Consider the following 24,597-nt stretch of genomic DNA (forward strand, 5'->3'; position numbering starts at 1 on the left):
GCAGTTTAACGCATTAAAATGTTGCCGGCAATCTCGCAAATTGGCCTCTATGGCCCTCTAACCCCGAGGATGCCGCCATCGTTTCGCCATATTCTCCCGATAACGCCATAATCGTCGGAAATCATACCCAACATCCCGTAGTTACAACGAAATACCGAGCAATCGGACGCATGGCAAAGCAAAGGCCTCCCTCCGTCGCTCGCGATGACGGAAGAAGGCCGAATTTCAATCTTATTGACGGATATGCCGCCACTCGCCGAGAACTTCGGCAAGCAGTTGTTCTTCGCCGGGCTCCAGCAGCGATTGGCTAAGGCTTGAAGCGAAAGCAGCCAGTTGCCCGGCCAGCTCGCGGGAAGCTGCGCGGAGCGCTTGCCGCAGCGCATCGGACAGGGCGGACTCCCATTGCGCCTTCAGTTCCTCGAACCGGCGGTCGATCTCTTGGAACAGCTCCGTCAGCAGCTCGTCTCTGAGCGCGGTTTTGCCATCCTTCTCGAAGAACGCCTTCGGCGAACGGAAGGCGTTCCACAGCCGTTTCGCGTCCGCGAACGGACCGTTTGCGAACGGTTCGTACAACGGCAACTCCAAAGCCGCCCGCCTGGCGGGTTCGGGCGTGAATCCTTCCTCCGCCATGCCTCCGGCCGACGCTTTCGTCTGAATGACGTTATCGATAATGCCGTTAAGCGCTCCTTCCAGCCGTAGCCCAGCGGAACGCAGCTCTTGCAGCAGATCCTCGCCGATCGCGCGCTGCAAATCTCCGTAGCAGGCGACGAGCAGCTTCTTCAGATCGCGTCCGTCGTCCTGCAGCACCGACGGATGGAAAGCCGATTGAAAATGCGCGTTGAACCGGAAGCGGACCCGCTGCCGGAGATGGTACAGCTGCTCGCCGGCTTCCTGCAGCAACGGCTGCGCCGCGGCCGGCGGAAGCATCGCTTCCCCTTGCGCGATCCACGACTCCGCTTCAAGCTGCAGCCTGCGCGCTTTCGCTTCCCGCGTGCCGGCGTCGGCGTTCGCCGACCGCAGCCAGCTTTCCAGCAGCTTATCGACGCGGTCCAGCTCCTTGCGCGCCGCCGCTAACGCCAGCCCGCCGAGCTCCTGCTCGGAGAACGTCTGGAACGCTTGCTCGAACGCGGCGACCCCCGAGCGCGCTAGCGCTTCCCGGTCGCCGCGCTGCTTCGCTTGAATGCCGAGCAGGCTCGATACCGGGAACAACCGGGCGCCCCGGATGCCGTGCTTCGATAGCTGCGTCTCCACGTGGTCGCACACGGAGGCGAGCTCGGCTTCCGAAGACGCGAGATCGGAGGCGTTGATGACGAAAAACATTTTGTCGAGCTCGAATACGTCCTTGACGCTGCCGAGCTGGTTCAGAAACTCGCGGTCGGCTTCGGTGAACGCATGGTTATAGTAAGTGACGAACAGCACCGCGTCGGCGTTCTTAATGTACTGGAACGCCACGCCCGTATGGCGGGCGTTGATCGAGTCCGCCCCCGGCGTGTCGACGAGCACGGCGCCGCTTCTCGTCAGCGGGGAATCGATATACAGATCGATTTCCGCGACGTAGCAAGCCGCTTGCTCTGCCGCCGCGTACATGCGGTACGTTTCTTCGCCCGCGACGAAGCTGCTGCCGAGCAGCTTGCCGTACTCGGACCAGCCGGTCTCCGCCGCGTTCAAGAACGCCAGGTGAGGGCGTCCTCGCGGATGCAGCTCGTCCGCGCTGATCCGGGCTTTGAGCGCGAGCATGCGCTCGATATTATCGCCCGCCGCGCCCAATTCGGATCTGTCGATGCCGATGCGTCTTAGCGATAGGCGGATATCCTCGGCGAAGGCTTCCTTCGATTTCATCGTGATGCGCGCAGATCCTGCCGTCTCGCCATCGGACGGCGCTAGAATGCGGTTGATCGCGGACGTCGTCGGGTTCGGCGACACGGGCAGCACGGATTGGCCGACGAGCACGTTGGCGAACGACGACTTGCCCGCGCTGAACGCGCCGAACAGCGCGATCGTGAACCGCTTGTCGCGGAACCGCGCGGCTTTGGCCGAGAGGCCGTCCGCCATGGCGCTAAGCGCCGGCAGCCTGCGCAATTGCGCGGCGGCGCGTTCGAGCAGGTCCGCCGCTCCTTGCGGATCGCCGGCGCTTGGCGTTTGCTCGCCCGCCGTCTCGGCAGCGGCATTCGCTCCGGCCCGTGGGACGGCCATGCTCACCGCCGAATGCGCCGTCTCGGCCGATGCCGCCATCGCTTCCATGCGGCTCGCGCTAATGCTAGCAGGTACGGGCAATGCGATCGTATCGTTAGCCGGCGAAGCTGGCAGCGCCTCCAGCAACCGCCGTTCTTGCTCGCGCGCCGATGCCTCGAGCTTCTCGATCTCGCTCGCGGCCGCGTCCCGGTCATCCAGCTCCGCTAACTGAAGCTGCACGGCGGCAACGGCCTCGTCCCGTTCCGAGCTGCGGCCCGCTTCAAGCTCGTCGAATACGCCGAGAGCCGCTTTCCGGTAGAGCGACTTCAGCTCGGCGCTGATCTCCGCCGAGTAGTGCAGCGTCGCTTGACCGTCCGCTCCGGCTCCCGGCTTCACGAGCGATTTCAGCCAGTCGCCGCCGACCGGAGCGAAAGCCGCGTCGAGCGTCTGCTCGAACGAAGCGCCTTCCGCTCCCGCGCTCTTGGCTTCTTGCCTAAGCAGTTCGCGTAGGTGTCCGACCAGATGGCCGCTAATCTGCCCGCTAAAGTCGTTCGTCAGAAGCGTTAGCCTTCTGTCGCGCTCCGCTTCGGTCTTCGCCGCGCCGGACAACCAGCCCGCTTTAAAGCCCGGCTGCATCGCCTCGAGCACGCGCTGCGCCTTCTCGCGGGTTTCCGCCGGCGTCAAGTTCGCGTTGCCGAGCAAGCGGTCGAGCTCGTGGCGGAACTTCTCGCGGCGAACGTCTCCTGCGCGCCGCGCTTCGTCCAGCCCGGCGATCAGGCTAGCCCTAGCTTCGGCTCTCTGCGCGTCCGATTGTTCTCCGACCGTTCGCTGCAGCCGTTCTCTCTCTTCCCTATCGCTGGCTCGCAGCGTCTCCTTGAATTGCTCCGCGAGATAGATCGCCGAGCGCTCCGCGCTGCGAATCATGAGCGGCGCGGCTAACGGCTGCAAGTCGCGCAGCATCCGATTCATCTCTTCCCATTGGGAAAGCGGATGGTCCTTCTCCCTCATGGAGAGGAACAGAACGCCCGCAGGCTCGATATCCCACTGCTTCAGCGCTTGGCGCAAGCTGCGCTCGAACTCCGGGAACGAGAGCTGGTCTTCGCGATGCTTATCGATTTGGTTCACGACGACGTACGTCGGTTTGCCCCATCTCGCCAAGCTGCGCAGGAAGCGGAAGTTTACTTCCGACTGCACGTGGTTGTAATCCGTCACGTAGAAGACGACGTCCGCGAGATGGAGCGCGGATTCCGTGGCGGCGCGGTGAGAGCCGTCCGTCGAGTCGACTCCGGGCGTATCTACGAGCGCGAGCTGCTCGCCGAGCAAAGGAATCGGGTAAGAGACGCGAATCGTCGATACGCCTTCCCCGTCTACGGCATAGCCGTGCAGCTCTTCGACGCCGATACGTCTCGCTGCGTGCGCCTCGCCCGACGCTTCGTGGAAAACCGTCTCGGCGAACGGCTCGCCGTTCACGATCGTCACGACGTTCGCGCTCGTCGGGATCGGCGAGGACGGCAACAGCTCCGCGCCGCACAGCGCGTTCACGAGCGTCGATTTGCCCGCGGAGAAATGTCCGCAGAACGCGACGGTCAACCGCCCGCTGCCTAGCTTATCGTTCAATTCCCGCAGCTTATCGGCCTGAACCGCGTCGCCTTGGGACATGACGCTTTCGGCCATGCGCGTTAACGCGGTTCGGTATTCGGTTAATCGCAGGCGCTCTTCATCCGCAATCTCGATAGGAGCTTGCATGTCGATATGGCTCACGAGGTTACGCTCCTTTTCTTCGTTCCCGGCGTCTTGGTCATGCGGGCTTTCCCTTCCTTGCAATGCTCGATCAACGGGCAAATCTCGCATTTCGGGTTTTGCGCCTTGCAATGGTAACGTCCGAAAAATATGAGTCTATGATGAGTGATCGTCCATTCGTCCCGAGGGACTTTGCGCATGAGCTTCTTCTCGACCTCGAGCACCGAATCGTCCGGCTTCGCGATGCCAAGGCGCTTCGACACGCGCTCGACGTGCGTATCGACCGCGATCGCGGGCACGTCGAACGCGTTGGACATGACGACGTTCGCCGTCTTTCTTCCGACGCCCGGCAGCTCGGTCAGCAGATGATGCTCGCGCGGAATTTCCCCTCCGTGCTTGTCGATGACGATTCTGCACAGTTTCTGTATGTTCGCCGCCTTATTCCGGAATAAACCGATTCGGCGGATATCGTTCTCCAGCTCCTCGAGCGGCACGCTTAGATAGTCTTCCGGCGTCTTGTACTTGCGGAACAAATCCGCCGTTACCTTGTTCACCGTCTCGTCCGTGCATTGCGCCGATAGAAGCACCGCGATCGTCAGCTCGAACGGATTGTCGTGGACCAGCTCGCATCGCGCATCGGGAAACATCTCGGCTATCGTATCCAGCGTTTGCCGTATCTTCGTCGCTTTCATAGCTTCTCCTCATCCATACTAAGTCATTATTTCAGTGTACCGAAAGATAGACCGCCCGGCAATAGCCCCTCGCCGCTAAACAAAGCAGAACGGGACCGCCCGCAGGCAGTCCCGATCATCGATTCTTTTATACCCATGCTTCGTTCTTGTAACCTCGCTGCTCCCAATAGCCGATATGTTCCCCTTCGATGAGCTCGATCCTTGACAACCATTTGACCGATTTGTAGGCGTACATCTTCGGCATGATCAGGCGAACCGGTCCGCCGAGATCGCTCGGAATCGGCTTGCCGTCGTGCAGAACGGCGACCATCGCGTCGTCCTTAGCCAGCTGCTCCAGCGTAATGCCGCTCGTGTACACGCCGTCGCCGGAGTGGAATATCGCCGATTTCGCTTCGTTCTTGACGCCGACCATTTCCAAAAACCGCTTGACCGGGATGCCTTCCCACGTATTGTCGTATACCGACCAGCCGGTGACGCAATGAAAATCGCTAACCTGCACCGAACGCTTTAATTGTAGAAACGATTCCCACTTCCACTTCATCGGCCGGTCGACGAGACCGTCGATCGCGAACGACCAATTGTCGTTATTGAAGGAAGGTATGGACGTAACCGTGTACACGCGGAAAAATCCTTGCGCGCCGCCCCCGATCGGCGGAGACGAAGCCGGCTGCGGCAGCGGATCGGGCGCGAGACGGTTGGCGTTATTCTCGATCAGCTTGTCGATGTTCTGGCCGCCGCCGATCGGACCGATCGTCCGGCCGATCCACTTCAGGAACGAAGGGCCGACGGTTACGGCCAAGCCGACCCCGACCGCGCCGCGGATGAAAGCTCTGCGAGTGTATACGGGCTGCGGCGCCGCCGGATGAAGAGGCTGCGCCGCCTTCCCCGTCTGCACGGCTCTGCGGCCGGGCTCCTTGAGCCACTTCACCCGGGTGACCGAGTGATAGATGATATAAGGAAGCCCGACCCAAGTGAGCGCGTCGTGGATGAACAGCGCCGCGTTCGACGCGCGCGGGCCGGCAAGATGAAACTGCCACAGTACGGCCCCGGAGATTAACCAGCCGAGCAGCAGGGCGAGCACGACGAGCACGTTGAATTTCTGCCACGGCTTATCCTTAAGTTGCTTCCAATGCTTGCCTGCGAGCAGCAAATAATAGAGAACCGGCAACAGCGAGATCAGACCGATGTAGATATGAGCCTGTTTCAGCCAAACGCGGCTTTCCCCGAGCACGCCTCTCCAGTAGCCGTTCAGCAGAATGAGGCCGGACAGCGCGAGGAAGGCGACGATCCATCCGTTCCACGCATGCAGCGCGGCCAGCTTCTTGCCGTAGCCCTTACGCAGCTTTTGCCATAACTCTGACATCCGGACATCCCTCCGCATCGAATGATAGTTAGTTCCATGCATTTGCGCCGTCCGTTCCGTTTACGCCTCCCGTACCGTGAACCAGAACCGGCTTCCTTGCCCTGTCGCCGGCTCGACCCCGATCTCGCCGCCGTATTGCTCGACGAGCAGCTTGGCGATGGAGAGTCCGAGCCCGGAACCGCCGCCCGCGCGGTTGCGCGACTTTTCCACCCGATAGAACCGCTCGAATATCCGCTCGCGTTCCTCCGGCGGTATGCCCGCCCCCTCGTCGGTCACGCATATCCGTATTCGGCGCTCAGGCAGCTCCTTCGCTTCCACGACGATAATGCCGCCTTCCGGCGAGTGGCGAACGGCGTTCTCGATCAAATTCTGCAGCACTCGCACGAGATGTACGGCGGACATCCGGATCGCGAGGGAACGCTCCGGCGCCAGCACGCGAAGATGCAGCGACTTCGCGTTCAATTGCGGGGCGAAGCGAGACAGCAGCCCGACCAGCGAATCTTCGAAGACGGCGGCCTCGCTTTGGGCGTCCGGATTGTTCATTGCCTTATCCGCGTCTAATGTCGACAGGTCGAATACGTCTTGAATAAGCTCGCCCAGTCGGATCGTCTCCGACCGGATCGTGGACACGTATCTGCCGAACGACTCTTCGTCTTGAACGATTCCGTCCTCGAGCGCCTCCGCGTAAGACTGCAAGGAGGCTAGCGGCGTCCGCAGATCGTGAGCGATGTTGGCGACGAGTTCCCGCTGCGCGCGTTCCGCGGCCTTTACTTGAGCGAAGCTGCGATCCAGGCTGGCCCCCATCGCGTTAAACTGAACAGCCAGATCCCTGAATTCGGCTAGTCTCGTTTGTTGCGTCACGCGGGCTTTCAGATCGCCGGAAGCAATGCTCGCCGCTCCGTCCCGCATGCGCCGGACAGACGACTCCAATGGGCGGACGAGCAGGAAGTGCAGGCCCGCCGAGGCGATGCCCGAGCCGATCGTCGCGGTAACGAGCCAGACGAGCTGCTTCTTGGTAACGAGCATGTATTGGAACGATACGAGCAGGAAACCGATGATGAACGCTATGCTGATGCAATTGGCTAACAGCAAGTAAGTGCGCAGCTTCACGTCGTCGCCCCTTTGCTTTCCAGCTTATAGCCGATACCCCACACCGTCTTGATCCAAATCGGATCGGAGGGATTCGGTTCCAGCTTCTCTCGTAGCCTGCGAACGTGAACCGTCACGGTGGAAGCGTCCCCTTCATAAGCCATATCCCATACGGCGTTCAGCAGTTGGTTGCGCGAGAACACTTTCCCGGGATACGTAGCCATCAGATGCAGCAAATCGAATTCCTTGACGGTCAGTTCAATCTCCCTGTCTTGCACGACGACTCTGCGTTCATCGACGTGAATGGTCAGCCCGTCGAAGCCGAGATGCGTAGACCTGTCTTCCGCGCTCGGTTCGCGGGGTAACGCGGCGGACGGTGAGCCGATGCCGCTTCTTCTAAGTATGTTACGCACTCTTAGCACGAGCTCCCGCGGGCTGAAAGGCTTCGTCATGTAATCGTCCGCGCCCATCGTCAAGCCTAGCAGACGGTCCGCTTCTTCGCCGCGCGCCGTCAGCATAATGATCGGCGTATCCTTCGTCCGGCGCACTTCGTCGCACACCTGCAAGCCGTCCCGTCTCGGCATCATGTAATCCAATACCAGCAAATCCGGTGCGTGCTCCCGCCACAGCGAGAGCGCTTCCTCGCCGTCGGCAGCCGCCCAGACCTCGTAACCTTCACGCTCCAGGTAGCGTTTGCATACGTCCGTAATATTGCGTTCGTCATCCGCAACGACGATCCGGGCAGCCGCCATCGTGCTCCTCCTAACTACATGTCGTCCTTCGTCATGTCGTCCTTCATCATGTCGTCCTTCATCATGTCGTCCTTCGTCATGTCGTCCTTCATCATGTCGTCCTTCATCATGTCGTCCTTCGTCATGTCGTCCTTCGTCATGCCGTCCTTCATCATGTCGTCCTTCATCATGTCGTCCTTCATCATGTCGTCTTTCGTCATGTCGTCTTTCGTCATGTCGTCCTTCGTCATGTCGTCCTTCGTCATGTCGTCCTTCGTCATGTCGTCGCTCTTCATATCCGAGTCGGACATGCCGGCGCTAGCGGGCGCCTTGTCGTTCATGTTGCCGTTATTGCCGTTGTCCCCGCAGGCGCTTAACGCAAGCGACAATCCTGCGATCAGCGCGGCCATCCACAATCTCTTCTTCATTCTCCCTTTTCCCCTTCCATGATCGGTTTCCTTGCGGAACACTCTCATAGCTTAAGGGAAAGAACTAACCGATTCGCAACGAATGTATTGCCATTGTATAAGATAATTCTTACGAAAGCCTTACATCCGCAGCCTATCTGTGCAACGCGTAGCGATTCGCTATGCTGAGGCTGCGCACGAGACGCACCTCGTCTTCAGTCAGCTCCGGCACGTCCGCAGCCGCTAGATTAAGGATCAACTGCTCGCGGGAGCTAGCTCCAGGAACGGTTGCCGCGACCGCGGGATGGCTAAGCGAGTATCGAATGGCCAACTGCGTCAAGCTTCGCCCGTCATTCGTCAGCGGCTCCAACCTCACCCGCAACCGAACAAGCTCTTCCAGCTCATAATCCGGCACGCCCTTATCCGGTTCCCGGTTCGCCGCAAGCGCTCCGCTGGAGAGCGGTCCGCGCGCGATAACGCTGATGCCGGACTCCCGTAACAGCGGCAGTACGTCTTCCTCGGCGCGGCGATCGACGATACTATAAGGATTCATGACGCTTACGATGCCTGAACGCGCGACGTATTCGCGAATGACGTTCGGGCGAATCGACGAGATGCCGTACGCGCGAATTACGCCTTCCTTCTTCAACTGCTCGAACGCTTCGATCGTTTCCTCGATCGGATCGTCGAGCGTACCGCCGTGCAGTTGGTAAAGGTCGATATAGTCCGTGCCGAGCCGGCGCAAACTCTCTTGAACGGCGCTCAAGATATACGCCTTGGACGGGTCCCACGACCACCCGCTCCGTCCGGGTACACGCCGGTTGCCGACCTTGGTCGCCAGCACGACGCGATCGCGCCGCCCCCGGATCGCTTTGCCGACCAATTCCTCATTGCGACCCGCGTCGTACAAGTCCGCCGTATCGAGCAGATTAACGCCGCGGTCGAGCGCCTCGTGTAGGATGCCGATCGCCATCCGCTCTTCCGTACCGAGCGACATGCAGCCGAGTCCGATTTCTCCGACGAGCAGCTCGGAGCCGCCTATTCGATTCATTTTCAATTCGGGATACACTCCTTATGCGACAGGCATTCCTGTTTGTTTCTTCCATTATACTACTCTCCGCTTGCATGCCTAGCGAACATTCCCGTCTGTCCAAGACAACCGCATATTGTTGGAAGTTCAGGAGATGATACCCTAATAACAATTCTGCGGGAGTGATCGTTATGGTCAATATCTTCGAAGCGGCAGTCGAATCGATTAAATCGTTAACCGACGACAAAGATCCGAAACCGTTGCACGTCGGAGAAGTGATGAGTTGCTGGGTGTACTTGGCCGGGCTGGAGCTTGCCCATACGACCGTTCAATCCGGTATCAGTATGACGACCGACTCCGAGCTCCTAGCGCTGTTAGAGGAGGACTTGGCGCTCGGGACAAGTCAACGAAACCGTCTGCGCGCATTCATGCTGCAAGAGGGTATAACCCTTCCGGAATCGTCCGAGGACCTGCCCCGATCGGATCCTAACGCCGTCCCGCTTGGCGCCCGAATGCCGGACGGCGTGCTCGCCAACGAGCTCGTTCTGAAGATTGCCAGCCTCATCCTTCAGGCAGCAGGTTCCGCGATCGACTCCTTACGAACGGACGTCGCGCTTCTGTTCATTCAATTCCAAGCCGAGAAGCTCATGTTCGCAGCCAAACTGAAGACAGCGATGCAGAAGCGCGGCTGGCTCAACGTTCCGCCAGCGTTCGTTCCCCCGGGTGCGCCGACGAGGGAGTGAATTTATACGGCAAAAAGGGACTGCCCGCGAGCAGTCCCTTTCTTATGGCGATTACTTGGAAATTTCGACGACGACGCCTCTAAGCAAATACAACGTTATGGCGTCTCCATCTCTCAGAGAATTCAAAGTCAACGTTGTCGCGCCCTGATGCACGTACACTTGCGGGGAAATCGCGAAATCGTTTTTGTCCGTTACCGTTTTCCTTTTCACGTAAATTTTCGTGCTGGATTCGATTTTCCAGAAGGTCCGGCTCACGGCGGCGGCGACTTCGATGATTCCGCGATCGTTCTCGTCTTTAACGATTTCGACCAAATCTCCGGTTTGAATGGCCGCCAAACCTCCGATAGGCGTATTATCGCGCTTTACGGTCGCATTGGCGCCGACTGTCTTCGTGATCGTTTCGCCGGAGCGGGTCAGCACCGTAATGGTGCCCGCGGCTGCGTCTACCGCCGATACTTTACCCAACGTGACGGAAACCGTGCGAATCGCGCTAATCGTATCGCCTTGCAGCGTCGCGTTCACGACAGATCCTGCCGTTATCGAGGATAGGCTTACGTCTACGCCGTTCTCGTTCTTAATCGTTACGTCGGAGCTTAGCGTCCGATCCTCGACCGAAGATGAGCCCGGAAGCTTCACTCTCAGCTTTCTCGCTCCGCTGTCGACGGATATCACCTCGAATTGGACGCTCTTATGCACGTACATGGCGATGACTTGATCCTGAGTCGCGTTCATGAGTACCGTAATCCGATCCCCGACTTTCACGTCCGCGAACGTTTCTCCGTTCTTGCCGTAGATTTCCACGGCCGGGTATTGATAGGATAACGTCACCGAGCTGCCCGCGGTCACGCCTTCGAGCGTCAGCCTTAGCGTCTTGCTCGTCGTGTTGTTCTCGGTTACGACGCCGGTATACTTCGAGAAAATAGAAATATAAACGATGTTCTCGCCGTTATAGCCGATCGTCAATCTCGTGCCCGCCGTCGAAATGTAGGAGTTAGCGGCCGTTAGCGTCCACTTCGTTCCGTTCAGATCGATTCTCGTATTGTCGGTTACGTTCTTCGTTATTTGTTTGCCGCTCGGATCTTTGAACGTCAAGGCTTTGATCGTCGGGTCGTATTTAACGACGGCTGCTCCCAGCACCGATTCAACGGAACGGTTCGTCACCGATATTTCCGTGACCTTGCCATTGTTGTCCAGCGTCATCGTGACCGTATCGCCCTTGATGAGGTCGTCGACCGTCGCGTCGTTGAAACCGGTTATTCTCACAGCGGGTGCATCCGCCAAATATTTGACTTCAAGCTTTCCGTCGACTTTATATACGATCGTCTTGCCCGTCTTATCGATCGACTCGAGCGCTCCGCTAACCGAGGTGACCGGCTTCTCGACACGCGTCACGACGATGCTCGATACGCTGCCGTTCTTGACTTCGTAAGCGATCGTGTCTCCGACAAGCAGCTGATCGAACGCCAAGTTCGTCGTTCCGTTCAGCTTGATCGGCGCGTTCGCCGCGACGGGGAACGTCTCCGCCTTGCCGGCGGAGTCCGACACGGACAACGTTAACGTCTGCGGACTCCATCCGGAAACCGTTCCCGTGCCCGACTTATTGACGATCGACTGCTTGACCGCTACCGCGATGACTTTGTCATCCGCCCGTATCGTAAGCTTGACGTCGACGTTCAATGGCAATTCCGCCAAGTTGATCGTTTGTCCGGCCGCGTCCGTAATCGCCGGCGGACGGCCCGCGTCGTAATAATATTCCTTATACTCGTCGCCGATCAGCAAAGTAAACTTGTATTTGCCGGCCGTCACGAGCGTCAGCTTGCCTTCGACCGTCTTCACTTGCGGATTCTCGTCCGTCATCTCGACGTATCCGACTTTGCCGTCGGCGCCCGTAATAAGAATCGCTTTGCCGTAAAGTCTTAATGCTGCCAGCGTGATCGGCTTATTATCGTCCTTGCGGTAGTATACCGTGCTGTCCGAGATCGAAAAATCTTTCGTCGTGCCGTCGGCAAGCAGCGCCGTCAAATGATCCGACGTCATGTTGAGGAGGATGCCTTCGACTTGTCCGTTGTAGGCTACCGAGACTTGCGATTCCGCTAAGCTGAATAACGTTGCGGCCATTGCGCGGGTCAATTGATCGGCAGGTTTGAATTCCGTCACCGTCTGGCCTTTGACCGTCGACGTCACTCCGCTTACCAATCCGCTGTCTACCGCGACCTTGACATAAGCTTTAAGATTCGCGTCGATCTTCGCATCGTCGGCGAAATCGGTCGCCTGCTCGGCGATCGCCGCCGCATCGGCTTCTTTGCCGATCGAGCGAACGAGCAATCTCGCCATCCATTCGCGCGTCGCCGGACTTCCGCCCCAGCTTTTGCCCGGCTCGGACTTGGCCAGCGCGGTCTCCTCGCCGATGAGAATGAGCTTCTTCTGAAGCGCTAGATTTATGTACTTCGTGTAGTCGGCCTTAACGCTCAGCGCCGCAGGAATGACCGCGGCAGCGGACGCATCGGCCTCGCCCACGATTCCCATGAAGCGGAGCGCGATGATGATCGCTTCTTGGCGGCTAACCGGATTGTTCGGATAAAACTTGCCGTTGCTTCCTACCAATAGATTCTGCATCGCCAGCTTGGCGATATGCTTCTCCGCCCAATGCCCCGCGACGACGTCGCTGAACGGCGTTGCCGCGGCGCTTGCCGTCTGCGTCGTCCAAGAGGCTCCCGACCACACGACGGAAGCGACTACGATACTGGAAATCCATTTTTTAACGTTCGGATTGTTCCCCAACAGTATCCTCTCCCTTTATACAAGCATGCCGGCCCCCATCGAGGGCCGGTCAACTTCAACTTAATTGCAAGTATTGCTTGATGCCTTTGGCGATCGCTTCGGCGACCCGGTTCAAGAACTCTTCCTTCCACATCTGAGGCTCGTCGATCTTGCTGGATAAGTAACCGATCTCGAGCAGTGCGGCAGGCATCGTCGTCTCGCGGGTCACATGCAGGTTTTTGCTGCGCACGCCGTTATCCTTCAAGCCGGTAGCCGGCGCGAGAGCGGCATGCATCGTTTGCGCGAACGCCAAGCTCTCCTCTCGGGTATAGTACGTCTCCGTACCGTTCGTCGAGGCGGTGTAGCTGTTCGCGTGGACGGACAGGAACAGATCCGCATTGGCGTCTTTCGCGATCAGAACGCGATCTTCGAGCTTGGGATACGAATCGTCCCACCTTGTGAGCACCAGCTTGATCCGCTCGTCCGCGGCGAGAATCTGCTGAACCTTAAGCGTTAGAGCGAGATTATACTCCTTCTCCCATTTGCCGTTAAGGCTTAATGCTCCGGGATCTTTGCCGCCATGGCCCGCATCAAGAACGACGGTGAACGTCGACTTGTCGGGCGTCGGCTTCTTCAATGAGATGAGCAAATCTCCGAGGAACGCATCATGCTGAATCTCGTGCGGCCATGGTTGGTTCAAATCCAGAACGAGACGGATCGTCGACGGAGCGCTCGAATATTGCGAGTATCGCACTTTCTGCAGCGCTTCGTGGCCGGTTACTTGGAACTCGCCGGTCTTTCCGAGGGCCGGATCCGTCGGCAGCGCAGGGTAGAACGTGTCCGCGAACGCGACGTTAGGGAAATCGACGACTAGTCGATCCGGGTTCGTCAACGTTGACACTTTAGGCTCGAGCTTTCCGCTGTACTTCAGACGGATTTGGTCGGACTCGTAACTGATTTGGTAAAGCGTTCCCGCAACGTTCTGCGGCGTTTCGCCTCCCGGCGTCGTCGCTCCCTCGCCTTCTGGCGTCGTGCCCGGGTTAGTACCCGGGGAAGTCGTACCGCCATCTGTTGGCGTCGTACCCGGAGTCGTCGTTCCGCCGTCGCTAGGCGTCGTACCCGGCGTAGCGTCCGGATTCGTCGCTTCGCCGTCGCTAGGCGTCGTACCCGGCGATGAACCGGTACCGCCGCCCGTCTCCGAACCGGAAGCGTTTCCAGGCGGAACGGCCTCAACCCCTTCCGAACCGTTACCGGTGTTCGGAGCTTCCTTCGTATACAGGAACACCGACTTCGTCGCGTTGTCCCAGAACACGTCGATTCCGACCGAGTCGCTAACAAAACGCAATGGAATGAGAACGCTATTAGATTCCATGGTCGGGGGCATGTCCATTTTTTTCGATTTCCCGTCGACGTTAGCCGTCTTCTGGTCAACCTGCATGACAATCTTCGTCTTGCCTCCCGATACCGTTACTTGTTTGTTTTTTTTCTCGTAATCGACTTTGTACCCTAAGCTCTCCGTCACGATCCGCACGGGCACCATCACGAAATTGTTCATGATCTTCGGCGCCACCGGAGGTTGCAGCACTTTGCCGTCCAGAATGAGCTTGGGCGTTACCGTTGCCTTCTCGGCATAAGCCATACCGGCGCTAAGGAATAGCATGACGGTGACGACGAACAACAAGGGCAACCACTTCTTCATGCTTCACCTCGATGTAAATAGATTTGCGGAATGATCGACCTTAACGACTAACGACTGCCTATCGATTGTCCACGCAAAATTAGACGAGATTCCCTATGAAAAGTTGCGTAAGAAAGGAAAAAAAGACCCTTTGTCCCGAATTCTGCCGAACCAGGGACAAAAGGCCTATTTAAATAGACATGATTCGTAGATTCAAGCGATAACCGAAGCTGCGCGTTTAGCCTCGTAAGCGGAAATCGCGGCTTCGTGCTTCAGCGTTAAGCCGATATCGTCCAAGCCTTGCAGCAGGAACTGGCGGCGATGCTCGTCGAGGTCGAACGCGATGCTCAGGCCGTTGCCGTCCGTGATCGTTTTGTTCTCCAGATCGACGTTCAGCTTGTAGCCTTCGTTCGCTTCCGTGCGCTTGAACAGGTCGTCGACTTGCTCTTCGCTCAGCTTGATCGGCAGAATGCCGTTCTTGAAGCAGTTGTTGTAGAAAATGTCGGCGAACGACGGCGCGATGACGCAACGGAAGCCGTAATCCAGGATCGCCCACGGCGCGTGCTCGCGGGACGAGCCGCAGCCGAAGTTGGCGCGGGACAGCAGCACTTCCGCACCTTGGTAGCGCGGTTTGTTCAGGTTGAACTCCGGAATGACGTTGCCTTGCTCATCCCATCTCCATTCGAAGAACAGGAATTGGCCGAAGCCGCTTCTTTCGATTCTTTTGAGGAATTGCTTAGGAATAATCGCGTCGGTATCTACGTTAACGCGGTCGACCGGTGCGACCAGACCGTTCAGTTGTTTAAATGGTTGCATGTGTATCGCTCTCCTTTACGCCGTCACTTCGGACTTGAATTCCCAGTTGCGCACGTCGACGAAACGTCCTTGAACCGCTGCCGCCGCAGCCATTTCAGGGGATACGAGGTGCGTGCGTCCGCCGCGGCCTTGACGTCCTTCGAAGTTGCGGTTCGAAGTCGAGGCGCAGCGTTGGCCCGGTTGAAGCACGTCCGGGTTCATCGCGAGGCACATGGAGCAGCCTGCGTCGCGCCATTCGAAGCCCGCTTCGACGAAAATTTTGTCCAAGCCTTCTTTTTCCGCTTGCAGCTTAACGCGGCCGGAGCCCGGAACGACGATTGCCGTTACGTTAGAGCTGACTTTGTATCCGCGAGCGACTTTAGCGGCAGCGCGCAAGTCCTCGATGCGTCCGTTCGTGCAGGAGCCGATAAAGACGTAGTCGATATCGATCGCCGTCATCGGAGTGCCCGGTTTGAGGCCCATATACTCAAGCGCGCTAGTCGCGGCTTTGCGCTCGTTCTCCGTCGGCAGTTGCTCCGGTACGGGAACGGAGGAAGTGATGCCCGTACCCATGCCAGGGCTCGTGCCCCACGTAACTTGCGGTACGAGGGATTCGACGTCGAAGTCGAGCACTTTGTCGAACTCGGCGCCTTCGTCCGTGCACAGCGCTTTCCATTGCTCTACCGCCGCGTCGAACGCTGCGCCTTGCGGCGCGTATTCGCGGCCGCGGAGGTAGTCGAACGTCGTTTGGTCGGGAGCGATCAGACCCGCGCGAGCACCGGCTTCGATCGACATGTTGCACACGGTCATGCGCTCTTCCATGGTCAGCTCGCGAATCGCTTCGCCGCTATATTCCATAACGTAGCCGGTACCGAAGTCCGTACCGTACTTCGCGATGAGGCCGAGAATCAAGTCTTTAGCCGTAATGCCCGGCTTGCGCTTCCCGTTGAAGCGGATCAGCATCGTCTTCGCTTTCGTTTGTTGCAAGCATTGCGTCGCAAGCACGTGTTCAACCTCGGAAGTACCGATGCCGAACGCGAGCGCGCCGAACGCGCCGTGCGTCGAAGTATGGCTGTCGCCGCACACGATCGTCTTGCCCGGATGCGTCAGGCCGAGCTCCGGTCCCATAACGTGAACGACGCCTTGGTCAAGCGTGTTCAGGTCGTACAATTTAACGCCGAACTCTTGGCAGTTGGCCGTCAACGTGTCGACTTGCTGCTTGGAGATCGGGTCCTTAATGTTGAAACGGTCTTTCGTCGGGACGTTGTGGTCCATCGTCGCGAACGTCAGCTCGGGACGGCGGACTTTGCGGCCGGACAAGCGCAGGCCTTCGAACGCTTGCGGGGACGTTACTTCGTGCACCAGGTGCAAGTCGATATACAGAATGCTAGGTTTGCCTGCTTCGGCAACGATTTCGTGATTGTTCCAAATTTTCTCGAACATCGTAAGTTTTTTACTCATGTCTCGATCACCTCAATAATGACTCTCATAGCTTGAACCCATCATACCATTGGAACATTCATTGTTCCAAGATATAATATCTATAAGGTTAATAGTTCCAGACTATAATTGGGGAGGCATACGTATCTCTGTTCCGCCGAAATCCGGTTGAGCGAAATAAGCACACATGGTGTCACTAAATGCGCCGGAGTAGCTTGGTTGAGCGAAATAAGCACACATGGTGTCACTAAATGCGCCTGAGTAGCTTGGTTGAGCGAAATAAGCACACGTAGTGTCACTAAATGCGCCTGAGTAGCTTGGTTGAGCGAAATAAGTACACGTAGTGTCACTAAATGCGCCTGAGTAGCTTGGTTGAGCGAAATAAGCACACATAGTGTCACTAAATGCGCCTGAGTAGCTTGGTTGAGCGAAATAAGTACACGTAGTGTCACTAAATGCGCCTGAGTAGCTTGGTTCTATTTAGCCCCCTAATCCCTTTGGACACATTCCTTCACTCGAAGTACACTAAAATGAGTGGGGGAAATGTTCAGTGAAGAGACGCTTTTTCTGTAATGAGGACAAGAAGAAGGAATACGTGGGGCTAGTGGTCTCCGGGTATCGGACAGAGCACGTAGCACGGGAACACGGGATGTCTCCTTCTGCCTTACGAGAATGGGTGCGTCAATACTGGGATGAGGTAGAGGCTGATATGGTGAAAAAGAAGCAGCAAGCGGATCAACTCGCAAAAGAAACGCAAGATCTGCAGAAAAAATACGAACAGGCCATGAAGATGCTTGGCGAGAAAGAACTTGAGATCGCCATTCTCAGGGATCTGGTAAAAAAAAACGACTCCACGGTCGAGTTCAGACTCCAAGTAGCCTTGCCATGGATTGCAGCGGGATACGCGATCAGGACAGTTCTTCGGATTTGCGGCGTCCCTCGTTCTACGTACTACTACCGATTGAAACATCCGCTAACCAAGCATGCTTCCAAAGGTGGTAGGCCCATCCCGGGGTACAGCTGGAACAATAGGAGCGAGAAAGTACCGGATGGGCGAATTAAGGGCTACATCCGGAATTTGCTCGCGCGCGAAGAGGAATCTACGTACGGCTACAGGAAGTTAACGAAATGTCTGCGGCGCCGCTATGGTCTTTGCATCAACAAGAAGAAGGTCTACAGACTCTGCAAGGCACTTGGCGTCCTAAAGCCACAACGAGAGATTACCAATCGAGTGCCTCGTAAGCTGGCCAACAATCGCGAGGTCACAGGGCCAAACCAACTGTGGCAGATGGACATTAAGTACGGCTACGTGACGGGAAAGCGTCGTCATTTCTACTTGGCCAGCATCATCGACGTTTTCGACCGCTGCATCGTCGCGTATCACCGTGGCAAAGCTTGTGACACCCAAGATATCAAACGGATCGTACACCATGGCTTGCTAAAGCGAGGCGTCTTTGAGGCTGACCAGCGGCTTGTTATACGTACGGATAATGGACCGCAGTTTATTAGCAACGCATTCCACGTGTATTCGGAGGAAATGGGCTTCGAGCACGAACGAACTCCCAATAAGACACCGAACAAGAACGCCTACATCGAATCGTTCCACAGCATTTTAGAAAGGGACTGCTACCAGCGGAATTCATTCGAAACTTACGAGCACGCCTTTACTGCAGTGGACAGATTTATTCGGTTTTACAATGAAAGACGGATGCATGGTAGTCTGCACGATTTAGCTCCTGCAGAGTACCTACGTCAATATGAACTCGGATTGCTCGAACCGCAAAAAATCGCGCTTTGATGCGTTACACCTAGAGTGTGGGCGAATGTGTCCAAACTTAGGGGGTTGAACCGGGTTGAGCGAGATAAGCACACATAGTGTCACTAAATGCGCCTGAGTAGCTTGGTTGAGCGAAATAAGCACACAAAGTGTCACTAAATGCGCCTGAGTAGCGCGAAGCTGCGACGATTTTAAAGGCATATGTACCTCTATTTCACCGAAATCCGATTCCCTCACACCCATCCGAAAGGACGACTCCGTCATGGAATTCCGCCAATTGCAATACGCCATCCAAATCGCCGCCGAACGGAACTTTTCCCGCGCCGCGGACAAGTTGCATATCGCGCAGCCGTCTCTCAGCCAGCAACTGTCCAAGCTAGAGAAGGAGCTCGGCGTCCTCCTATTCAAGCGCAGCACGAACTCCGTCGAGCTGACCTATGCCGGTTCCGTCTTCGTAGAGAAAGCTCAGCAGATTATCGATATGGCCGACCAGCTGCGCCGCGAAATGGAAGATATCGCCGACATGCGCAAAGGCCGCCTTGTCGTCGGCAGCTTGCCGATGACCGGCGCGCATGTGCTACCGTACGTGCTTCCCGTGTTCCGCAAAGCTTACCCCGATATCGAGATCGTGCTGATCGAAGAGTCGACGCGCAATCTCGAGCAACTGACCGCCAGCGGCGGCACGGACGTCAGCCTGCTGACGCTGCCGCTCGAAGAGCAGTCGCTCGCCTATCAACCGCTCATCGACGAGGAGCTTTGTCTCGCGGTATCGCCGGACAGCCCGCTGGCGCAACGCGAACGCTCGAAACCGATCCCGATCGCGGAGCTCGCGGACGAGTCGTTCGTCCTGCTGAAGAAAGGCCAAGGCTTCCGCGCGATCGCCCACGACTTGTGCCGGAGAGCCGGCTTCGAGCCCCGAATCGTCTTCGAGAGCGGCAACATCAACACCGTCCAATCGCTCGTCGCCGCCGGCATGGGCATTTCGTTCGTTCCGAGCATGATGATGCTGAACGACTCGCAAGGCCGCGCGCCGGTATACCTGACGATCGAAGGACAGCCGACGCGAACGCTCGTCATCGCTTATCGCAAAGGCAGATATTTATCGAACGCCGCTGAAGCGTTCATCGAGACGTTCCGCCGCACGCTCGACAAGATCGGCGAATAACATAACGAAAGACCTCGTCCGCCGGACGGGGTCTTTCGCTATTACTTACTTATATAAGGTCGGCCTTCTATCCGCGAACACCGGGATCCGTCCTCTCACTTCGTCCACGAGCCCGAGATCGATTCCAACGTGAACGATCGTTTCTTTCTCTTCCGCCTCGGCGATCACTTCGCCCCACGGATCAATGACCATTGAATGGCCGAAGAAGCTCGCCCCTCCGCTTTCTCCGACGGTGTTGCAGGAAACGACGTACATTTGGTTCTCGATGGCGCGCGCCTGAAGCAGCGTCCGCCAGTGGTGGAGGCGCGGATGCGGCCATTCCGCCGGCACGAACAGGATTTTGGCGCCTTCGAGCGCAAGCTTGCGGGCGAGCTCCGGGAAACGGATGTCGTAGCAAATCATCGTCCCCGCGGCAACTCCGCCAAGCTCGAACCGCCCCGTTTGCTCGCCGGCTTCGAGATGAAGGTGCTCGTTCATGAGCTGGAACAGGTGAATTTTCGAATATTGCCCGATTTCATTGCCTTGCGCGTCGAAAATATAAGTCGTGTTCGTTACGCCCGTATCGTTCAGTCGCGCGATTGAGCCTGCATGCACGCTGACGCCATGCTTACGGCACAATGCCGTGATCGCCGCTTTCGTGCGCTCGCCGTTCCGATCGGCGAGCGATTGGATGCGATCGAGCGCATATCCCGTGTTCCACATCTCGGGCAGGACGATCAGGTCCGGTTTCGGGTTCGCCGTCGCGGCTTCTTCCAGTCCGGCAATCATCTTCGCGAAGTTGGCATCCGGATCGCCGGCTACGATATTCAATTGAACAAGCGCGATTCGAAGCGCCGTTGTCATCTACATTCCACTCCTCATTCACTGTTGCATCCATGTTACTGCATCGGATTCGGCAGGGCAACAACCGTTTGCCGATTCCCGCGCAATTATGCTACATTCAACCTATCCTAAGAATGACGGAGTTGAATTTCTTTACGATGTCTTACTCGATTACATCCGCCGAGCGGCTAAAGACGCTGCCCGTACAGTTCTTCGCTTCGCTGGTCGCCAAAGCGAACGCGCGCGCCGCGAGCGGCCGCGACGTCATCAACCTCGGACAAGGCAACCCCGACCTGCCTACTCCGCAATCGATCGTCGAACGTCTCAAGCAAGCGGCCGACAACCCGCTCTATCATAAATATCCGCCTTTTCGCGGTTATCCGTTCTTGAAAGAAGCCGTAGCCAAGCGCTATAAGGAAGACTACGGCGTCGACCTCGACCCGAATACCGAAGTCGCCATCCTGTTCGGCGGCAAAACCGGCCTCGTGGAGCTGAGCCAATGCTTGCTGAACCCGGGAGACGTATGCCTCGTGCCCGACCCGGGTTATCCGGATTATTGGTCGGGCGTCGCGCTCGCGGGCGCGGAGATGGCGTTCATGCCGCTCACGGCGGACAACGCGTTCCTGCCGGATTACTCGCGCATCGCCCCGGATATGCTGAAACGCGCGAAGCTCATGTTCCTTAACTATCCGAACAATCCGACTGCCGCTACCGCCGACCTTTCGTTCTATGCAGAGACGGTCGAGTTCGCGGCGAAGAACGGAATCGTCGTCGCCAGCGACTTCGCTTACGGAGCGATCGGCTTCGACGGCAAGCGGCCGGTCAGTTTCCTGCAGACGCCAGGTGCGAAGGAAGTCGGCGTCGAGTTCTATACGCTCTCGAAGTCGTACAACATGGCCGGCTGGCGCGTCGGCTTCGCGCTCGGCAACGCCCAAATCATCGAGATGATCAATCTGATTCAAGACCATATGTACTGCAGTCTGTTCGGCGGTATTCAAGAAGCGGCCGCGGAAGCGTTGACCGGCTCCCAAGCTTCCGTCGAGCAGCTCGTCGCCACGTACGAAAGCCGCCGCAACACGCTGTACGGCGCGCTTTCCGAGATCGGATGGGAAGCACCCAAGCCTGCGGGTTCGTTCTTCTGCTGGCTGCCGATTCCGAAGGGCCGCACGTCCGTGTCGTTCGCAAACGTTTTGCTAGAGGAAGCGGATATCGTCGTGGCGCCGGGCACGGGCTTCGGCGCGAGCGGCGAGGGCTACGTTCGCCTTGGTTTGCTGACAAGCGAAGAACGGCTTAAAGAGGTAGCCTCGAGAATCGGCAGACTGAAGCTGTTCTAATCCGGCGGTACGCCATGGACAAGGTCTTCGCTTCCTTTACATCCCATGCGCCGCATGGTATTGTAAGTATACTAAGCGTCGATAGCTAATTCGATGCAACCGATAGCAACGCAATGACGGGAAACGAACCGGATCCGGGCATGTCCAGAGAGTAAATTTCATGGCTGAAAGAATTTACCTTGTCCCCCGCTTCCCCCATCCCCGAGCGGACGGCGATGAGCCGTACGGCCCCTGCCGTTACCAGGGCGTTGAGCGGACGGACCGCGACTATTAGTCGCCCCGTCAACGAAGGTGGTACCGCGGATGCTAAGCAGCTTCCGTCCTTTGATGAGGACGGAAGCTGCTTTTTGCGTACTCGTCAAGCTCGATACGGAGATTGCGCGGGTTAGCGGAAAGGATTTCCGTTATTCCGCGATTACCCGGAGCCACCAGCAACAATTGTAATCCAATCAATCATTCGTCCACCCAAGGAGTTGTCGGGAATCATGAGTCAGCGTATCGTCGTCAAAATCGGCAGCAGCTCCCTCACATCCGAGGAAGGCGGCCTGAACCGCGAGCAAGTGCTATTCTTCGCCGAAGAGCTTGCCTCGCTGCATCGGGCGGGACATCAAGTGCTGCTCGTCACCTCCGGCGCCCAGGCGGCGGGCTTCAAGCAGCTTGGCTATCCGTCCAAGCCTAAGATCATCCACGAAAAGCAGGCGGCCGCGGCGGTCGGCCAAGCGCTACTCATGCAAGCCTATCAAGAGGCGTTCGAAACGCAAGGCATCGCCGTCGCGCAAATTCTGCTCACGCGTCCCGACTTCAGCAATCGAAATCGGGCGCAGAACGCCCAGCGAACGATCGAGGAGCTGCTCAAGCAGCGAGCGTTGCCGATCATTAACGAGAACGATACGGTCGCGGTCGACGAAATCAAATTCGGCGACAACGACTCGCTGTCCGCGCTCGTAGCCAATTTGGTAAAAGCCGACGGCCTTTACATCCTGACCGACATGGACGGCGTCTACTCGGCCGATCCTCGCAAAGATCCGGACGCGGTCCGGTTCGACCGAATCGAGGTGTTGACCGACGAGCTGTATCGCGTAGCAGGCGGGGCAGGTACGGCGGTAGGCACGGGCGGCATGCGTTCGAAAATCGAAGCGGCGCGCATCGCGATGCAAGGCGGCGTACCGCTGTTCGTCGGCCGGGCGGTCGAGCCCGGAGATTTGTCCGACGCCGTTCGCGGCCAAGGCAAAGGCACGTACTTCGCCTCGTCGCATCATTCGTTGTCGTCCAAGAAGCAATGGGTCGGCTTTCTCTCCGTTCCGCAAGGCCGAATTACCGTCGACCCGGGCGCGGAGAACGCGCTGATGAATAACGGCAGCAGCTTGCTGCCCGCTGGCGTCGTCTCGGCAAGCGGAGATTTCCACCCCGGAGACGTCGTCGAAGTCGTGGGAGCGGACGGGCGGATGCTCGGACGCGGCGTCACCCACTATGCCGCATGGCAAGTGACCGCAGTAGCCGGTTTATCCAGCGAAGAGGCCATGCGCAGAATCGAAGTTTCGAGAGTCGAAGTGATCCACCGCGACGAATGGGTGGGATCTACGATCGTTAAGGAGGCAGATCACTCATGAGCGAAGTCATTATGAAAACGAAGGCGGCCAAAGCAACGGCCGTTAAGCTAGGTACGCTGACAACCGCGCAGAAGAACGAAGCTCTATTGATGATGGCGGACGCGCTAATGGCCGACCATGCCGGCATTCTCGCGGCAAACGAGGATGACCTCGCCCGCGGAAGAGAGAACGGGACATCATCTTCCCTGCTTGATCGCATCAAGCTTACGCCGGAGCGAATCGCGGGCATCGCGGAAGGCATCCGTCAAATCGTCGAGCTCTCCGATCCGGTCGGCGAAGTATTGGAAACCGGCCATCGTCCGAACGGCTTGTTCATCGAGAAGCGCCGCGTTCCGATCGGCGTCATCGGCATCATCTACGAAGCCCGTCCGAACGTTACGGTCGACGCGGCGGCGCTCTGCTTAAAGACGGGGAACGCGGTCGTTCTTCGCGGAGGTTCTGCAGCCCTCTCTTCCAACCGCTATATCGTGAACGTGCTTCGCCAAGCTTTGTCGCGATCCGCGCTGCCTGCCGACGCGCTTCAGCTCATCGAAGACCCAAGCCGCGGCTCGGTCGACGAAATGCTGAAGCTGAACGGCCTCTTGGACGTCATAATCCCGCGCGGCGGGGCATCCTTAATTCAGAACGTCGTGCAGAACGCGACGGTACCGGTCATCGAGACTGGCGCGGGCATTTGCCATACGTTCGTCGATGAAACCGCCAACGCCGTTATGGCTGCTGAGATCGCCGTCAACGCGAAGGCGCAGCGCCCATCCGTCTGCAACTCGATGGAGACGCTGCTCGTCCACAGCGAATTTGCCGGCACGCACCTTGCCGCGCTTGCCGACGCCCTGCGCAAAGCGAACGTCGAGCTTCGAGGCTGCGACCGTACGCAGAAGCTGATCAGCGTCGATAAGACAGCTACGGACGAAGATTACGCGACGGAATACAACGACTACATTCTGAACGTCCGCATCATCGACTCTCTGGACGAGGCGCTCGACCACATTCGCCGCTTCGGCACGATGCATTCCGAATGCATCGTCACCGAGAACGCGGACCATGCCGAGCGCTTCCTGCAAGAGGTCGATGCGGCGGCGGTCTACCATAATGCCTCTACCCGCTTTACCGACGGCTTCGAATTCGGCTACGGCGCGGAAATCGGCATCAGCACGCAAAAGCTTCACGCGCGCGGTCCGATGGGCTTGCCTGCGTTGACCTCGACCAAGTACCGGATCATCGGCTCCGGACAAATTCGCAAATAGGAGAA

18 protein-coding genes are annotated in these 24,597 nt (G+C 57.8%); 6 read left to right on the forward strand and 12 right to left on the reverse strand.

The window, feature by feature from the left end; all coding sequences use genetic code 11:
- Window positions 1-231: 231 nt before the first annotated feature.
- From COHPA_RS0103805 to COHPA_RS0103835, 7 genes are all read right to left on the reverse strand, one after another.
- Window positions 232-3,933 carry a dynamin family protein gene (locus COHPA_RS0103805; protein WP_027084872.1) on the reverse strand — a complete coding sequence of 1,234 codons (3,702 nt, stop codon included), beginning with the start codon at window positions 3,931-3,933 and terminating at the stop codon, window positions 232-234.
- Window positions 3,930-4,604 carry an endonuclease III gene (gene nth / locus COHPA_RS0103810; protein ID WP_027084873.1) on the reverse strand — a complete coding sequence of 225 codons (675 nt, stop codon included), beginning with the start codon at window positions 4,602-4,604 and terminating at the stop codon, window positions 3,930-3,932. The genes COHPA_RS0103805 and nth overlap by 4 nt, the downstream gene beginning before the upstream one ends.
- A 127-nt stretch (window positions 4,605-4,731) precedes the next feature.
- A complete protein-coding gene (locus tag COHPA_RS0103815) occupies window positions 4,732-5,967 on the reverse strand; it encodes a molybdopterin-dependent oxidoreductase (RefSeq protein ID WP_027084874.1) in 1,236 nt (411 codons plus the stop codon).
- A gap of 60 nt (window positions 5,968-6,027) precedes the next feature.
- The gene (locus tag COHPA_RS0103820) at window positions 6,028-7,077 is read right to left on the reverse strand and encodes a sensor histidine kinase (RefSeq protein WP_027084875.1); all 1,050 of its coding nucleotides are present in this window, start codon (window positions 7,075-7,077) and stop codon (window positions 6,028-6,030) included.
- On the reverse strand, window positions 7,074-7,808 hold the full coding sequence (locus tag COHPA_RS0103825) for a response regulator transcription factor (protein ID WP_027084876.1): 735 nt from the start codon (window positions 7,806-7,808) through the stop codon (window positions 7,074-7,076). The genes COHPA_RS0103820 and COHPA_RS0103825 overlap by 4 nt, the downstream gene beginning before the upstream one ends.
- A gap of 14 nt (window positions 7,809-7,822) precedes the next feature.
- Window positions 7,823-8,215: a hypothetical protein gene (locus COHPA_RS26020; RefSeq protein WP_027084877.1), complete on the reverse strand. Its 393-nt coding sequence runs from the start codon at window positions 8,213-8,215 to the stop codon at window positions 7,823-7,825.
- A 133-nt stretch (window positions 8,216-8,348) separates the two neighbouring features.
- Window positions 8,349-9,251, reverse strand: coding sequence for an aldo/keto reductase (locus COHPA_RS0103835; protein WP_027084878.1), 903 nt, complete (start codon window positions 9,249-9,251; stop codon window positions 8,349-8,351).
- A 164-nt stretch (window positions 9,252-9,415) separates the two neighbouring features.
- Between COHPA_RS0103835 and COHPA_RS0103840 the strand changes: the two genes are divergently transcribed.
- Window positions 9,416-9,967 carry a DUF3231 family protein gene (locus COHPA_RS0103840; RefSeq protein WP_027084879.1) on the forward strand — a complete coding sequence of 184 codons (552 nt, stop codon included), beginning with the start codon at window positions 9,416-9,418 and terminating at the stop codon, window positions 9,965-9,967.
- Window positions 9,968-10,018: 51 nt separating this feature from the next.
- Here COHPA_RS0103840 and COHPA_RS0103845 read toward each other — a convergent pair whose 3' ends face one another.
- The 4 genes from COHPA_RS0103845 to leuC all read right to left on the reverse strand — a co-directional run bounded on the left by COHPA_RS0103845 (window position 10,019) and on the right by leuC (window position 16,661).
- Entirely contained in the window at window positions 10,019-12,748 is a 2,730-nt protein-coding gene (locus COHPA_RS0103845; protein ID WP_027084880.1) for an S-layer homology domain-containing protein, read from the reverse strand.
- 55 nt (window positions 12,749-12,803) lie between these two features.
- A complete protein-coding gene (locus tag COHPA_RS0103850) occupies window positions 12,804-14,426 on the reverse strand; it encodes an N-acetylmuramoyl-L-alanine amidase family protein (RefSeq protein ID WP_027084881.1) in 1,623 nt (540 codons plus the stop codon).
- Between the two features lie 192 nt (window positions 14,427-14,618).
- The gene (gene leuD / locus COHPA_RS0103855) at window positions 14,619-15,221 is read right to left on the reverse strand and encodes a 3-isopropylmalate dehydratase small subunit (protein WP_027084882.1); all 603 of its coding nucleotides are present in this window, start codon (window positions 15,219-15,221) and stop codon (window positions 14,619-14,621) included.
- A 15-nt stretch (window positions 15,222-15,236) separates the two neighbouring features.
- Entirely contained in the window at window positions 15,237-16,661 is a 1,425-nt protein-coding gene (gene leuC / locus COHPA_RS0103860) for a 3-isopropylmalate dehydratase large subunit (protein ID WP_027084883.1), read from the reverse strand.
- A gap of 529 nt (window positions 16,662-17,190) precedes the next feature.
- Between leuC and COHPA_RS22940 the strand changes: the two genes are divergently transcribed.
- Window positions 17,191-18,438: an IS3 family transposase gene (locus COHPA_RS22940; RefSeq protein WP_027084884.1), complete on the forward strand. Its 1,248-nt coding sequence runs from the start codon at window positions 17,191-17,193 to the stop codon at window positions 18,436-18,438.
- Between the two features lie 241 nt (window positions 18,439-18,679).
- The gene (locus COHPA_RS0103870; protein ID WP_027084885.1) at window positions 18,680-19,582 is read left to right on the forward strand and encodes a LysR family transcriptional regulator; all 903 of its coding nucleotides are present in this window, start codon (window positions 18,680-18,682) and stop codon (window positions 19,580-19,582) included.
- Window positions 19,583-19,627: 45 nt separating this feature from the next.
- Here the strand turns inward: COHPA_RS0103870 and COHPA_RS0103875 are convergent, their stop codons facing one another.
- Window positions 19,628-20,425, reverse strand: a complete 798-nt coding sequence (locus tag COHPA_RS0103875; RefSeq protein WP_027084886.1) for a carbon-nitrogen family hydrolase — start codon at window positions 20,423-20,425, stop codon at window positions 19,628-19,630.
- A 137-nt stretch (window positions 20,426-20,562) separates the two neighbouring features.
- Between COHPA_RS0103875 and COHPA_RS0103880 the strand changes: the two genes are divergently transcribed.
- The 3 genes from COHPA_RS0103880 (at window position 20,563) to COHPA_RS0103895 (ending at window position 24,592) form a co-directional block, all read left to right on the forward strand.
- Window positions 20,563-21,738, forward strand: coding sequence for a pyridoxal phosphate-dependent aminotransferase (locus tag COHPA_RS0103880; protein WP_156926591.1), 1,176 nt, complete (start codon window positions 20,563-20,565; stop codon window positions 21,736-21,738).
- Between the two features lie 485 nt (window positions 21,739-22,223).
- Window positions 22,224-23,348 (forward strand): glutamate 5-kinase, encoded by a 1,125-nt coding sequence (gene proB / locus COHPA_RS0103890; RefSeq protein ID WP_027084888.1) that lies wholly within the window; start codon window positions 22,224-22,226, stop codon window positions 23,346-23,348.
- A complete protein-coding gene (locus tag COHPA_RS0103895; RefSeq protein ID WP_027084889.1) occupies window positions 23,345-24,592 on the forward strand; it encodes a glutamate-5-semialdehyde dehydrogenase in 1,248 nt (415 codons plus the stop codon). The genes proB and COHPA_RS0103895 overlap by 4 nt, the downstream gene beginning before the upstream one ends.
- Window positions 24,593-24,597 lie beyond the last annotated feature (5 nt).

It is taken from the genome of Cohnella panacarvi Gsoil 349 (assembly GCF_000515335.1).
Taxonomy (GTDB): domain Bacteria; phylum Bacillota; class Bacilli; order Paenibacillales; family Paenibacillaceae; genus Cohnella; species Cohnella panacarvi.

Excerpts from the sequence above, each read along its gene's own strand:
- nth (WP_027084873.1), bottom strand. The coding sequence starts at position 4,604 with ATGAAAGCGACGAAGATACGGCAAACGCTGGATACGATAGCCGAGATG.
- COHPA_RS0103815 (WP_027084874.1), bottom strand. The coding sequence starts at position 5,967 with ATGTCAGAGTTATGGCAAAAGCTGCGTAAGGGCTACGGCAAGAAGCTG.
- COHPA_RS0103825 (WP_027084876.1), bottom strand. The coding sequence starts at position 7,808 with ATGGCGGCTGCCCGGATCGTCGTTGCGGATGACGAACGCAATATTACG.
- COHPA_RS26020 (WP_027084877.1), bottom strand. The coding sequence starts at position 8,215 with ATGAAGAAGAGATTGTGGATGGCCGCGCTGATCGCAGGATTGTCGCTT.
- COHPA_RS0103840 (WP_027084879.1), top strand. The coding sequence starts at position 9,416 with ATGGTCAATATCTTCGAAGCGGCAGTCGAATCGATTAAATCGTTAACC.
- COHPA_RS0103850 (WP_027084881.1), bottom strand. The coding sequence starts at position 14,426 with ATGAAGAAGTGGTTGCCCTTGTTGTTCGTCGTCACCGTCATGCTATTC.
- leuD (WP_027084882.1), bottom strand. The coding sequence starts at position 15,221 with ATGCAACCATTTAAACAACTGAACGGTCTGGTCGCACCGGTCGACCGC.
- leuC (WP_027084883.1), bottom strand. The coding sequence starts at position 16,661 with ATGAGTAAAAAACTTACGATGTTCGAGAAAATTTGGAACAATCACGAA.
- COHPA_RS0103870 (WP_027084885.1), top strand. The coding sequence starts at position 18,680 with ATGGAATTCCGCCAATTGCAATACGCCATCCAAATCGCCGCCGAACGG.
- COHPA_RS0103875 (WP_027084886.1), bottom strand. The coding sequence starts at position 20,425 with ATGACAACGGCGCTTCGAATCGCGCTTGTTCAATTGAATATCGTAGCC.
- COHPA_RS0103880 (WP_156926591.1), top strand. The coding sequence starts at position 20,563 with ATGTCTTACTCGATTACATCCGCCGAGCGGCTAAAGACGCTGCCCGTA.
- proB (WP_027084888.1), top strand. The coding sequence starts at position 22,224 with ATGAGTCAGCGTATCGTCGTCAAAATCGGCAGCAGCTCCCTCACATCC.
- COHPA_RS0103895 (WP_027084889.1), top strand. The coding sequence starts at position 23,345 with ATGAGCGAAGTCATTATGAAAACGAAGGCGGCCAAAGCAACGGCCGTT.